At 68.0% G+C, this 12610-nt stretch carries 10 protein-coding genes; 4 read left to right on the top strand and 6 right to left on the bottom strand.

The window, feature by feature from the left end:
* Positions 1 to 297: 297 nt before the first annotated feature.
* On the bottom strand, positions 298 to 1551 hold the full coding sequence (locus tag AC5P5W_RS18795; RefSeq protein WP_053495753.1) for a flavohemoglobin expression-modulating QEGLA motif protein: 1254 nt from the start codon (positions 1549 to 1551) through the stop codon (positions 298 to 300).
* Positions 1552 to 1677: 126 nt separating this feature from the next.
* Positions 1678 to 2787: a ribosome small subunit-dependent GTPase A gene (gene rsgA / locus AC5P5W_RS18790; protein ID WP_049440645.1), complete on the bottom strand. Its 1110-nt coding sequence runs from the start codon at positions 2785 to 2787 to the stop codon at positions 1678 to 1680.
* Positions 2788 to 2901: 114 nt separating this feature from the next.
* Here rsgA and AC5P5W_RS18785 point away from each other — a divergent pair, with 114 nt between their 5' ends.
* The 3 genes from AC5P5W_RS18785 to AC5P5W_RS18775 are packed head-to-tail and all read left to right on the top strand — an operon-like array spanning position 2902 to position 5521.
* Complete coding sequence (locus AC5P5W_RS18785) at positions 2902 to 4176, top strand: pyridoxal phosphate-dependent aminotransferase (protein WP_046432453.1); 1275 nt, start codon at positions 2902 to 2904, stop codon at positions 4174 to 4176.
* 3 nt (positions 4177 to 4179) lie between these two features.
* A complete protein-coding gene (locus AC5P5W_RS18780) occupies positions 4180 to 4797 on the top strand; it encodes an SGNH/GDSL hydrolase family protein (protein WP_032956572.1) in 618 nt (205 codons plus the stop codon).
* Between the two features lie 4 nt (positions 4798 to 4801).
* On the top strand, positions 4802 to 5521 hold the full coding sequence (locus AC5P5W_RS18775; protein ID WP_134809270.1) for a class I SAM-dependent methyltransferase: 720 nt from the start codon (positions 4802 to 4804) through the stop codon (positions 5519 to 5521).
* 100 nt (positions 5522 to 5621) lie between these two features.
* Here AC5P5W_RS18775 and AC5P5W_RS18770 read toward each other — a convergent pair whose 3' ends face one another.
* The gene (locus AC5P5W_RS18770) at positions 5622 to 6401 is read right to left on the bottom strand and encodes a polysaccharide deacetylase family protein (protein ID WP_197574920.1); all 780 of its coding nucleotides are present in this window, start codon (positions 6399 to 6401) and stop codon (positions 5622 to 5624) included.
* Positions 6402 to 6460: 59 nt separating this feature from the next.
* On the opposite strand from AC5P5W_RS18770, the gene grxD reads away from it, so the two are divergent.
* Positions 6461 to 7387: a Grx4 family monothiol glutaredoxin gene (grxD, locus tag AC5P5W_RS18765; protein ID WP_495221363.1), complete on the top strand. Its 927-nt coding sequence runs from the start codon at positions 6461 to 6463 to the stop codon at positions 7385 to 7387.
* 119 nt (positions 7388 to 7506) lie between these two features.
* Here grxD and AC5P5W_RS18760 read toward each other — a convergent pair whose 3' ends face one another.
* The 3 genes from AC5P5W_RS18760 to AC5P5W_RS18750 form a co-directional block, all read right to left on the bottom strand.
* A complete protein-coding gene (locus AC5P5W_RS18760; protein WP_014648372.1) occupies positions 7507 to 8046 on the bottom strand; it encodes a DUF924 family protein in 540 nt (179 codons plus the stop codon).
* Between the two features lie 43 nt (positions 8047 to 8089).
* The gene (locus tag AC5P5W_RS18755; protein WP_005419211.1) at positions 8090 to 8866 is read right to left on the bottom strand and encodes an AMP nucleosidase; all 777 of its coding nucleotides are present in this window, start codon (positions 8864 to 8866) and stop codon (positions 8090 to 8092) included.
* Between the two features lie 117 nt (positions 8867 to 8983).
* A complete protein-coding gene (locus tag AC5P5W_RS18750; protein WP_070490521.1) occupies positions 8984 to 12370 on the bottom strand; it encodes an autotransporter domain-containing protein in 3387 nt (1128 codons plus the stop codon).
* Positions 12371 to 12610 lie beyond the last annotated feature (240 nt).

Genomic DNA, 12610 nt, shown 5'->3' with positions numbered 1-12610 from the left:
CGCGCTCGACAATTCCCAGCGCCGGCGCGGAGGCAATGGAAAGCAAGAGCAAAAGCAAAGGGCCGGGCATTGCCCGGCGCTTTGCTTTTCAAGCTTCTCAAACGCAATCCCTCTGGTGGACCTGCTGCCGCGCCCGCAGGAAATTGTCTGGAGGAGGCGGGGCACCCTGGTCAGGACCGTTGGCGCCATGGATGGCGCCATCGAGCACCATGGAGGGGCTTTTGCGTGTCCTGACCAGGGTGCCCCGCCTCCTCCCAGCCGATAGCAGGCAGGCGCAGGAGGATCCGCCAACGCATTTCATTCCGGCGCCAGCTGGTCCATCCGTATCCGGTTGGCGAACAGCGAGAACGCCAGCATGCCGGCCAGGCCGTTCGCCCGGCTCACCCAATGCGGCAGCCAGCGCGGTGGCTTCAGTATTCCCGCCTCGAACAGCGGCGCGAACGCGATCGCATCGGCCAGGCTCATCTTGCCGGCGAACAACCAGCGGCAGACCTGCAGGCGGTCCTCGGCCAGCATGTGCCGGAAGAAGGTATGCACCGATACCAGGCCGCGCAGGTACACCGTGTCCTTGGTGAAGGCCAGGCCGCCACTCGGCGGCACGCCACGGAACACGCGCTGGGCCGAGGCGAAACTCTCTTCCGCGTTCTGCCCGGCATCGCAGAAATAGCGGAACACTTCGATGAAATCAGCGCCTTCGCGTGCCATCGCAATCGCTTCGGTACGCAGGCTGATGCGTTTCAGGCGCTCGATGTCGATGCTGCCGGTGATCTGCTCGGCGAAGGTCGCCAACCCTTCCTGGGTCGCCGTTACCCGTGGCGAGGACAACGCCAGGCTCGGCAGTACCGGCTGGCCGCGGCCATTCAATGCGGTCAGCGAATGCACCAGCGCTTCGTGGTGGAACAACTGCGCGCGGTCGTAGGCGCTGAAGCGCGCGCTGGTGCGCAGGCGGATGCGGGTCGGGCCGGCGGCGGCCTTGGACACCAGCTCCGGATCCAGCTGCACCTGGATGATGCGCGATTCGAAGAACGCATCCAGATCATTCTGCAGCTGCAGCTGCAGGGCGATGGCCGAGACCGGCACCTGCTCTTCCGGCGCCAGCAGTTCGTGGTCCAGTTCGGCGGCAATCTGTATGAAGTGGCGCGCCGCGTCGCGCGTGCTCGGGCCATTGCCCGGCAGCGGCTGCTCGGGGGCGCCGAACAGCTGCACCGAACAGGTATCAACGGCGGCGGTGCCCAGTCCTTCCAGCAGCTGCGCGGCCAGGTCCCAGCTCTGCGCTGACTGCCGCACGTAGTGGCCCAGCGGATGAGTGTCGTCGCAGTCGGCGGCGATCGCGGCCAGCGCGCGACGTTCTTCGCTGAAGTCCAGCCGTGGGTAATCCACCTTCGGCAGCACCGGCTGGCCGCGCGCCACGCTGTCCAGGAACGGTGCCTGCAGCGTGGCCGGCCAGCTGGTCAGGCCCAGCAGGCGGATGCCTCCCACGGCCTCGACCAGGCGCGCATCGAGCGCTGCATGGTGGGCCACGTCACGGTCCAGCGTCGCAGTCGGTTCCATGCGCGGACTATAACGCCCTGCCGTGCCCGGCGCGGTGCGCCGCCGCCCGAGCATTGGCTCGGGCGCTACATGAAATGACTCCACCGCGGACCAGCTGTAGAGCCGAGCCCATGCTCGGCTGCCTTGTTACCGCCTACGCGGCTTGCCTGCCGGGCGGAACTGCTGGCCCTTGCCTTTCTTGCCGCCGCGCTCCTGCGCGGTCTCGGCCTGGCGTATCGCCAGCTTGGCGGCAGCGGCAGCCACTTCTTCCTTCAGCTTGAAGTAGTTCAGCAACCGGCTCTCTTCGATCTCGCCCGCCTCGATCGCCGCCCGCACCGCACAGCCTGGTTCCTGCTGGTGCTTGCAGTCGTTGAAACGGCACTGTGCGGCCAGCGCCTCGATGTCGGCGAAGCCACCTTCGGACAGCGTCTCTTCGCCGGTCGGCTTCAGCTCGCGCATGCCCGGGGTGTCGATCAGGCAGGCGCCCGTCGGCAACGGCATCAGCGCGCGGTGGGTGGTGGTATGGCGGCCACGCGAATCGTTGGCGCGCACCGCGTTGGTCTTCATCCGCTGCTCGCCAAGCAGGGTGTTGGTCAACGTGGATTTGCCGGCACCGGAGGAACCGACCAGCACCACCGTGCGGCCCGGGCCCAGCCACGGTTGCAGCACCGCCACACTGTCGGCATCCAGGCCGTTGATCGCATGCAGCGCGATGCCCTGCATCTCCAGCTCTTCCAGCACCGCCAGCGCATCCTCGCTGTACTCGGTCTGGTCGGCCTTGGTCAGCACCACCACCGGTTCTGCACCACCACCGCCGACCAGCAGCAGGTAGCGCTCGATGCGGCGCGGATTGAAGTCGGCATCCAGGCCGCAGACGATGAACACCGTGTCGATGTTGGCCGCGATCACCTGCTGGTGGTAGTGCTCGCCGGCGGCGCCACGCTTGATCGCGGTGCGGCGTGGCAGCAGCGCGACAATGCGGATGCCGTCCAGCAGCACCCAGTCGCCCACTGCAGGCCGCTCGTGGCTGGGGAAGCGCGGGCGCTGCCATTCCGGCAGCGATTCGGCCTTGATCGACGCATCCGGGCCATCGGCCACCACGTAGTGGGTGCGGTGCTGTTCGATCACCCGCGCCGGGCGGGCCTGCGGGTGCGCGGCCATCGCGGCCTGCCAGTCGGCCTGCTGCGCCGGGCCCGGCCAGGGCCAGCCAATGGTCTGCAGGGCGATGAAATCGGGGGTCTGGGTCATCGCCGCCATTCTACCCGTGCCGATGCCCTGCCAGCCCAGCAATGACGGGCCCGGCGCCCCTGCCATGCATTGCAGCAATTCCGGTAGGATGGAAGCCCCATGCCTTTTGACGGCCCAGCTCCCATGTCCACCAACTCGCCCAAGCCCCTGGCCATCCGCGAGCGCCTTTCCGAAGTGCGCTACGAAATCCGCGGAGAACTGGCGCGGCGAGCCCGGGAGCTGGAGGCGCAGGGCCGCAAGCTGATCAAGCTCAACATCGGCAACCCGGGCAACTTCGGTTTCCGCGCGCCCGAGCACCTGCAGCGCGCGATCGCCGATGACATGGGCCGCACCGACCCGTACACCCACCAGCAGGGCCTGCCGGTCGCACGCGAAGCCATCGCGGCGTACTACGCCCGCCGTGGCGCACCGGATGCGCACCCCGACCGTGTGTTCGTCGGCAACGGCGTCAGCGAATTGATCGACCTGTCGCTGCGCGCATTGCTCAACCCGGGCGACGAAGTGCTGGTGCCCTCACCCGACTACCCGCTGTGGTCGGCCTCGACCATCCTCAACGATGGCCGCCCGGTGTACTACCGCTGCGCCGCCGAGAACGGCTTCCAGCCGGACCCGAGCGAGATCGAGACGCTGGTGTCCTCGCGCACCCGCGCCATCGTGCTGATCAACCCGAACAACCCCAGCGGCGCCAGCTACCCGCGTGAACTGCTCGAGCGCGTGGTCGAGATCGCGCGCCGCCACAACCTGCTGCTGCTGGTCGATGAGATCTACGACCAGATCCTGTACGACGATGCGGTATTCCAGCCGGTCGCGCCGCTGGCCGGCGACCACCCGTGCCTGACCTTCAGTGGCCTGAGCAAGGTGCACCGTGCCTGCGGCTGGCGCGTGGGCTGGGCCCACCTCAGCGGCGACGACGCGCGCCTGGGCGACTTCCGCGCTGCGCTGGACCTGCTCGGCGCGCTGCGCCTGTGCGCCAACGTGCCGGGCCAGTACGCCATCGAGGCCGCAGTGAACGGCCCGGACACCATCTCCGAACTGTGCACCCCGGGCGGCCGCCTGTATGAAACCCGCCGCGCGGTGATCGAAGCCTGCGAAGCCAGTGAGCACCTGTCGCTGGTCGCGCCGGCCGGTGCGCTGTACGCGTTCCCGGCCGTGGTCGGTGCCGCCGCCAAGGGCTTCGACGACCACAACTTCGCGCTGGATCTGATGAACAATGAAGGCGTGCTGGTGGTACCGGGTTCCAGCTTCAACGTGCCCTACCGCCATCATTTCCGCGTGACCCTGCTGCCGGAAGCCTCGGTGATGCGCGATGTGTTCGCCCGCATCGACCGCGTGCTGGCCCGCCGTGCCGAGGACGCGACCAAGGTCGTACCGTTGAAGCCGCGCCGTTCGGTGGCCTGAGCCGTGGCGCTGTCCTACCTGGCGCTGGGCGATTCGTACACCATCGGAGAAGCCGTTGCCGTTGAAGGCCGCTGGCCACACCAGCTGGCCGCCGCCCTGCGTGCGCAGGATGTGGCGCTGGCCGACCCGCAGACCATCGCCACCACCGGCTGGACCACCGACGAGCTGGACGCCGGCATCGATGCGGCCGCGCCGCAGGGCCCGTTCGATTTCGTCAGCCTGCTGATCGGCGTCAACAACCAGTACCGCGGCCGGCCGCTGGACGAGTACCGCGTACAGTTCCACGCCCTGCTGCAGCGGGCGATCGGCTTTGCCGGTGGCCGCCCCGGGCGTGTGCTGGTGCTGTCCTTCCCCGACTGGGGCGCGACGCCGTTCGGTATCGGCAGCGGCCGTGACCTGGCCGCGATCGAGATCGAGACCGACGAATTCAACGCGGCCGCTGAAGTGATCTGCACCCAGCAGGGCGTGGCCTTCGTCGACATCACAGACATCAGCCGTGACCACGGTGGCGACCCGGCGATGATCGCCGACGACGGCCTGCACCCTTCAGCACGGATGTACGCGCTGTGGAGCGCGCGCGCGCTGCCGGTCGCCGCCCACCTGCTCGGCGGAACGGACTGACCCGATGGATGGCACGCCACGGAACGGCCCGCCCCTGCCCTGCACACCCTTGAGCGCCGCGCAGGCCCGCGCGATCGCCGAGGCATTCCGCCCCGCACACGCCTGGGCCAGCCGCCGCGACTACTACTACACCCGCAGCAAGCTGGGCAGCGACCCGCTGTATGACGGCGTGCTGCAGCACCTGCCTGGCGACGGGCAACCCGTGCTGGACCTGGGCTGCGGGCTGGGCCTGTTCGCCCACGTGCTGCGCCAGCGCGGTGGCTGCCAGCCCTACCTGGGCGTGGACGTGGATGCCGGCAAGATCGCCCGTGCCCAGCGTGCCGCCACCGGCCTGCCCGCTGTGCGCTTCGACTGTCTGGACGTGCAGGCGCCGCTGCCGGCGCAGGCCGGGCATGTGCTGCTGCTGGATGTGCTGCAGTACCTGGACGCGGGCCCACAGCAGGCACTGCTGCGTGAGGCCAGTATGCGGGTCGCTCCCGGCGGCCGCCTGCTGCTGCGCACGCCACTGGCCACCGGCGATGGCCGCGACCGCACCACGCGGGTGGCGGACCGGCTGGCCTGGCTGGTCGGCTGGATGGGCACGCGGCCGCGCCACTACCCCGACCCGCAGGTGCTGCAGGCGACACTGGCCGAGGCCGGATTGAAAGTGACGGCGCCGCGCCCCCTGCACGGGCGCACGCCGTTCAACAGCTGGTTGCTGGTGGCCGAACGCCCCGCGTTGTAGCGCCGAGTGCAGCATGTGCCGGCGCTGCGCCACAGGATGATCGCCAACCCTTGTGGCGCCGAGCCCATGCTCGGCTGCTCCACACCACCAGGGCCCGGCGTTACGGAACCGGCAGCCGCGCCTTCAGCCCCCGCTCGTCCAGCGCCTGCAGCACGCGTTCGATGATCGCCAGGTTGTGGCCGTGGGCGGCCCCCTCATGCAGCAGCACGATGGCGCCCGGGCGCAGGTCCGGCAGCAGCCGCGACAGCACGCCTTCCGGCGTGCAGCCGACACCGTCGTAGCCACGGGCGCTCCAGCCCACGCGCACCAGTCCCAGCGCCTTCAGCACCGGCGCCACGAACGGATTGGTCATGCCCACCACCGAACGGTACCAGCGCACCGGGCGGCCGCTTACCGCCTGCAGCGCATGCTGGCAGCCCTCGATCTCGGCACGCATCGCTGCCGGGCCCAGCCGCCAGAAGCGCGCCTGCGGATGGCTGTGGCTGTGGTTGCCCAGGTCGTGGCCGCGGCGCAGGATCTCCTGCACCAGCTCCGGCTGTGCCAGCGCACGCTCGCCCACCAGGAAGAAGGTGGCGCGGGCCTGGTAGCGGTCCAGCAGGTCGAGCACCGCACGGGTCTCCGGGCCGGGACCGTCATCGATGGTCAACCAGACGCTGTTTCCGGCCTCTCCGATCCGGCTCAGCACCGGCGCGTAGAAGCGGCTGTTGGGCAGGAATACCGGCACCAGGAACAGTGCGTGGCTGGCCACCATCACGGGCAGCCCCCAGTGCCAGCCGGCCAGGGCCCAGACCAGGATCACGGCCAGCTGCGACGCCACCAGCCAGGGCAGCCAGCGCCAGGGCCGGGTCGGGATGCGATGCAATGTTCCTGCGTTGCTCATCCCCCATGATGCCATGAGGGGTAGAATTGATGATTCGAATTCCCGGAACCCCGACGTCCATGTCCCTCGATCCCGCCCTGCGTTCGCGCATCGAATCCATCCTCAACGCCAACCGCGTCGTGCTGTTCATGAAGGGCCAGCCGTCGATGCCGCAGTGTGGTTTCTCGGCCAAGGCCGTGGGCGCCCTGCAGGACCTCGGCGTCGAGTTCGCCCACGTCAACGTGCTGGCCGACCAGGAAATCCGTGAAGGCATCAAGGCCTATGGCGACTGGCCGACCATTCCGCAGCTGTACATCGACGGCGAACTGATCGGCGGCAGCGACATCGTGCTGCAGATGGCTGCCAGCGGCGAGCTGAGCAGCGTGCTGGGCCTGGCCGCGCCGGACCGTACCCCGCCGAGCATCACCGTCACCCCGGCGGCCGTGGAAATGCTCAAGGGCGCGCTGGCCGATGCCCCGGGCGCTGCTCTGCAGCTGTCCATCGACGCCGGTTTCCAGCCGAACTTCCAGCTGGCCCCGCACGACGAAGGCGCCATCGCCGCCGAGTCCAACGGCCTGCGCGTGCAGTTCGACCTGGCCAGCGCCCGTCGCGCCAACGGCATCACCATCGACTGGGTGGACGACATCCGCGGCAAGGGCCTGACCATCGACAACCCGAATGCGCCCAAGCCGGTGCAGGAAATCAGCGTGCGCGATGCCGACGACCTGGTGCGTGCCGGCAACATCACCCTGGTGGACGTGCGCCCGGCCGACGAGCGTGAAATCGCCGCCGTGGGCGTGCCGTTCAAGACCTTCGACGGCAACGGCCGCGCCGCGCTGGAAGCCCTGCCCAAGGACACCGCGCTGGCCTTCATGTGCCACCACGGTGGCCGCAGCGCGCAGGCCGCCGAGCAGTTCCGCGCCTTGGGCTTCACCAAGGTGTTCAACGTCACCGGCGGCATCAACGCCTGGTCGGAAGACGTCGACAACGGCGTGCCGAAGTACTGATTGAAGGCCCGGGGTCAGAGCCCTTTCCTGCGGAAAGGCGATCTGACCCCCAAAAAGGGGACGGAGGGAATTAAGTCGTTTGTGGCAAAAACGACTTAATTCCCTCCGTCCCCTTTTTCTTAGCCGGCGAAACCGCCTTCGGCCAGGTAGTCCAGTTCTTCCGGTGAGGGAATGCGACCCAGCACGGCGTTGCGGTGGGGGAAGCGACCGAAGCGGCGGATGATGTCGCGGTGCAGCTCGGCGTACTGCAGGTATTCCTTGTCGCCCAGCACGTCGAACATCGCCACCGAGCGGTCCTGGTCCAGCGGATCCTCGGAGTGCTCGAACGGCAGGTAGATGAAGGCGCGCAGCTTGGGCACCAGCTGCAGGTCCAGGCCTTCCTCGATGGCGCGCATGGCGTAGTGCCGGGCCAGGCCATCGGTGGCGTAGGAATGGGCGCTACCGCGGAAGCAGTTGCGCGGGAACTGGTCCAGCAGCAGCATCAGCGCCAGTGCGCCCTCGGCACTGCCCAGCCAGTGTTCGCGCGCGCGAGAGGCGGCTGCGAAATGCTCATCCAGGAACAACTGGCGGAACTGCGCGTCGAACGCATCATCGCGGGCGAACCACTTCGCAGGGCCCGCCTCTTTCCAGAATTCCACCACGTGCGCGGCAACGTCCATCACCTACTCCCCAGGGCCGGCGCGCCGCGCCAGGCCATCATCATCATTCGTCGAAGCGCAGGTGGCGGACCGACTTGCCGTTGCGCCGGATAAGCTTAAGCGCCTCGATACCGATCTGGATATGGTTTTCCACGAACTGGGAGCTGACCTTGGCATCGGAGGCCTCGGTCTTGACCCCATCGGGGATCATCGGCTGGTCCGACACCAACAGCAGTGCGCCGCTGGGAATGTGGTTGGCGAAGCCAGCGGCGAACACGGTGGCGGTTTCCATGTCGATGGCCATGCAGCGCATCGCCCGCAGCCGCTCCTTGAACGCCTCGTCGTGCTCCCAGACCCGGCGGTTGGTGGTGTAGACGGTACCGGTCCAGTAGTCGTGGCCGAGATCACGGATCATGGTCGAGACCGCACGCTGCAGCGCGAACGCCGGCAAGGCCGGCACTTCCGGCGGCAGGTAGTCGCCCGAAGTGCCCTCACCGCGGATCGCTGCGATCGGCAGCACCAGGTCACCCAGCTGGTTCTTGCGCTTCAGGCCACCGCACTTGCCCAGGAACAGCACCGCCTTGGGCATCACCGCCGACAGCAGGTCCATGATGATCGCGGCATTGGGGCTGCCCATGCCGAAGTTGATCATGGTGATGCCATCGATGGTGGCGCTGGCCATCGGCCGGTCCAGGCCGATGACCGGGGCGCCGGTCAGCGCGGAGAAGGTGTGCAGGTAGCCGCCGAAATTGGTCAGCAGGATATGCTGGCCGAACTGGTCCAGCGGAACGCCGGTATAACGCGGCAGCCAGTTGTCGACGATTTCCTGTTTGCTCTTCATGCCCGGTCCGGTTCTGCAGGGGCGCCATTGTAGGCAACGCTGCGCCTGCCCTGCCACACAAAGAGAAGGGGCGGCCCAACGGCCGCCCCTCCTGGTTTCCCTGCGGGAGCCGGTGGCTTAGAAACGCACCGACCAGCGCAGGTTGGCACCGTGGTCGCGGCTTTCGTCGCCGAACTGGCCGCTGTAGCCCAGTTCCAGCTGCTGCTTGGCGGTCAGCCAGGCCGAGAGGCCCAGTTCGGCCACCACCGCGCTGTCGGCGATGGGTGCACCGTTGACCACGAAGCTGTCACCGCCGGTGGCAAAGCCCAGGCGGGCCGACGGGTTGCGGTCGCCGCTGGCGTGGCGGTACGCCACCGCGCCGCGCACGTGCAACCAGCTGTCCTGCTGGAACGAGGCCTTCAGGCCCTTGTCGAAGCGCACGCCGGCCGTGGCCAGGGTGGTGCGCACGTCGTCCACCGAACCCTGCAGGGCCGCAGCACCGCCACGCTCGTTCACGTGCTTGGTGTCCACTTCCACGCGGGCCACCTGCACGTACGGCTCCAGGCCAGCCTCGCGGCCACCGAAGCGGTAGGCCGCTTCGATGAAGGCCTGGCGGGTACGCGCGTCGTAGCGGGCGCTCAGGGTGTCGCTGTAACCGGCGAACGCCAGCTCACGGGTACTGTCCACATCGTGTTCGCTCCATGCCAGGCCGCCACGCAGGCCGAAACCGCCCCAGTTGTGGCTGGCGTAGGCGCCGAAGTGGGTGTTGTCCACCTTCGACCTCGCACGGCGCCCTTCGCCCTGCTTCACGTCGGTGCGGCCGGTACCGGCCAGCACGCCCACCTGCCAGCCGCCGAACTCGCGGTCGGCACCGACCAGCAGGCCGTTGCTGTTGGCTTCGGTGCGGGCGGTGTTGGTGTTGCCATCCAGCGTGGTGCTGCCGGCCAGGGCCTGCACCCACACACCGGTGGCGTCGCCGCCTTCGGCACCCGGTGCAGCGGCACCGGCACGGCGGGCCAGCGCGGCATCACGCACGTAGCGGCTGCCTTCCAGCAGGGCCGCGCTGGTGGCGGCATGCAGTTCGCCGCTGAGGCTGTCCAGTGCGCTGCCCACCTGTTCCGGGAACAGCATGGTCAGCGGACGCGGCAGGCCCTGGTTGACCGCCAGACCGTCGACCACGGTGGCCACGGCCAACTGGTTGGCGGTGGTGGCCGCGGTAGCCAGCGCGTTGCCGCGGGTCACTTCAATGCGCGCGCCGGCGGCGGAGTAGGCCAGGCCGAACTGCAGGAAGGGCGAGAAGGCGCTGAAATCGGTGCTGGCGAACCGACCGTTCACGCCGCCGTCGGCCTGGATGAAGTTGAACTGCTCGCCCAGGTAGTAGGTGCCCGGTTCCGGCAGCGCCACCAGGGTGCCGCCCAGGGTGGCGGTGCCGGTCACGTGCAGCTGGTCGCTGCGGCTGCCCGGGGCCACCTCGGCCTGGTACACGCCAGTGGCGGTCTGCACATAGTCACCGTTGATGGTGAGCGTGCCGATGGAGTTGCCCGGAGCGATGATGCCGGCCACGGTGGTGTTTCCCAGCTGGCCCACGCCCTTCAGCGTGCCCTTTTCACCCACGAAGGTGCTGCCGCCGGTCTGCACGCCGTTGAAGGACACCACGCCGCCGGTGACGGTCAGGTCCGAGCCGTCCAGCACACCGGTGGCGGTGATGCGGCTGCTGCCGCCCAGGCTGTTCAGCGCTGTGTTCTGCAGGGTGCCGTTCAGCAGGAAGATTCCGCCGGTCACGTCCACGGCGCTGGTCAGCGTGTTCACGCCGTCCAGTTCCAGCACGCCTTCGCGCACCACCGCGCCGTTGAAGCTGTTGTCGCCGCTCAGGCGCAGCCAGCCGATGCCGCTCTTGGTCAGTTTGCCCGGGCCGCCGATGTCATTGGTCCAGTCGTCCCATGCATCACCTTCCCACACCTTCAGGCCGCCGGCCTTCTGGTTCATCACCACATCGGTGTCCACGCGCAGCGAGCCGTAGCCTTCGACGGCCGCAGCCAGGTTCATCAGGCCCCAGCCGTAGACATCGTCCACGCCTGCAGCACCCAGGTCGGTGGCGGTGGTCAGCAGCACGTCGCGCACCTGCGCGCTGTCCAGGTACGGGAAGCGCTCGAACAGCAGGCCCAGCGCGCCGGTGACGTGCGGGGCGGCCATGGACGTGCCGCTCAGTTCCTCGTAATCGGACGACGGGGTCTGGCTGATGATGTCCACCACCAGGTTGCCATTGTCATCGTAGAAATCACCTTCGATCACCGAATCGGGACCGTACACGGTCGAGTTGATGTTCGAGCCGGGCGCGGCGAGGCACCAGTTCGCCGCCAGGCCACAGCGCATCGAGCGGTTGCTCAGCTCCAGGTCCTGATTGACGTTGACCACGGCCAGCCAGTACGGCTCGACGTCGGCGACGGCGCGCGGCAGCGAGGCATACATGCCGGCAATCGGCGCTTCTTCCGGCGAAGTGTTGGGCGAATCGGTGTTGCCAGCGGCCCATACCTGGATCAGGCCGCTGCTGCGCGAACCTTCGGCCATCGCAGCCAGACTGGCGGCGAACACCGGGTGCGACTGGTACATGTCCAGGTCTTCCGCTGTGGTCGGCTCGTTGGCCAGGCCCCAGCTGTGGTTGATGGCGCGCACACCTTGCTCGTTCATCTGCGCATACAGCTGCGGGTAGATCGAATCGTCGGCCTGGATGGCGGCGATGGTCTGTTCGTCCAGATACAGGGAACCGCCGATATTCACCACCGACAGGTAGGTGGCGCTGTTGGAGAACAGGCGGGCCACGCTCAGGTCGGCGCCGAAGGCAACACCGTGGGTGCCGTTGCCATCACGGTTGGCGGCGATGGTGCCCGACACGTGGGTACCGTGCACGTTGTAGCTCAGGCCTTCGTAGAAGCCATTGCGCTCCAGCAGATCGGCATAGTCCGGGTCGAGCAGCTGGTAGGACACGGCCACCTGGTCACCGTCGCTGGCGAAGCAGGCGTCCGGGCCACTCAGCACTTCGCGCGCGCACAGGCTGCCATCGGCCAGCACGTCGGCCAGATGGATGCTGCGGTGGTCCTTGCCGGCGAACTCGTCGTGGTCCAGGCCGGTGCCGCTGTCGAACACGCCCAGGCGGATGCCGGTGCCGGTCAGGCCGCGTGCGTAGGCCACATCGGCGTTGATCGCCTGCAGGCCCCAGTCGCTGTTGAATTCGGTGGTGCGCCAGCTGGCGGCATCACCCGGCTTGCCCATGATGGGTTCCGGATCGACTTCCACATCGGCGGCGGCGACGGCCAGCGACGGCGAAGCGGTGAGGACCGGTGCGGCAAACGCGGCCTGCAGGCTGCGCTGGAACTGGTAACGCGACAAGGCGTCTGCGTTGCTGTCCTGGGCCAGCGCCGGCAGAGCGGCGGCCATCAGCAGCGAGCCAACAATGGCCGAGGCCAGGGGTGAGGGGAGGATCGAGCGGCGGGAAGCGGTGGAGCGATACGACGGGAAGACAATCATCTGCAGTTACGTCCTTGATTCCTTGAAATATTTCAGGTGCAGCTCCGTCATGGAGCAATGGAAAGCACACCTCACGGCGGGTCAGCGCTCGCTGTCCCACCGGTTGGTAGCGGCAGGTGTCACAAAAAATTAATGCTTCGTTCAGAATTTTTGTATAGGAAAATCCCCACCCCTGCCCCTGCCCAAGGTCACTTGGCAAGTGGTATCGACGACGGATAGCGTCGGCGGATTCACGCGTGG

This window comes from Stenotrophomonas sp. YJH_SMC_123, from assembly GCF_059368215.1.
This window is presented reverse-complemented; position numbering and strand designations above follow the sequence as displayed.

Bases quoted from the DNA above. Each gene is read 5' to 3' on its own strand.
- AC5P5W_RS18770 (WP_197574920.1), bottom strand. From the start codon at position 6,401: ATGAGCAACGCAGGAACATTGCATCGCATCCCGACCCGGCCCTGGCGC.
- AC5P5W_RS18785 (WP_046432453.1), top strand. From the start codon at position 2,902: ATGTCCACCAACTCGCCCAAGCCCCTGGCCATCCGCGAGCGCCTTTCC.
- AC5P5W_RS18775 (WP_134809270.1), top strand. From the start codon at position 4,802: ATGGATGGCACGCCACGGAACGGCCCGCCCCTGCCCTGCACACCCTTG.
- AC5P5W_RS18750 (WP_070490521.1), bottom strand. From the start codon at position 12,370: ATGATTGTCTTCCCGTCGTATCGCTCCACCGCTTCCCGCCGCTCGATC.
- AC5P5W_RS18760 (WP_014648372.1), bottom strand. From the start codon at position 8,046: ATGGACGTTGCCGCGCACGTGGTGGAATTCTGGAAAGAGGCGGGCCCT.
- AC5P5W_RS18755 (WP_005419211.1), bottom strand. From the start codon at position 8,866: ATGAAGAGCAAACAGGAAATCGTCGACAACTGGCTGCCGCGTTATACC.
- grxD (WP_495221363.1), top strand. From the start codon at position 6,461: ATGTCCCTCGATCCCGCCCTGCGTTCGCGCATCGAATCCATCCTCAAC.
- rsgA (WP_049440645.1), bottom strand. From the start codon at position 2,787: ATGGCGGCGATGACCCAGACCCCCGATTTCATCGCCCTGCAGACCATT.
- AC5P5W_RS18795 (WP_053495753.1), bottom strand. From the start codon at position 1,551: ATGGAACCGACTGCGACGCTGGACCGTGACGTGGCCCACCATGCAGCG.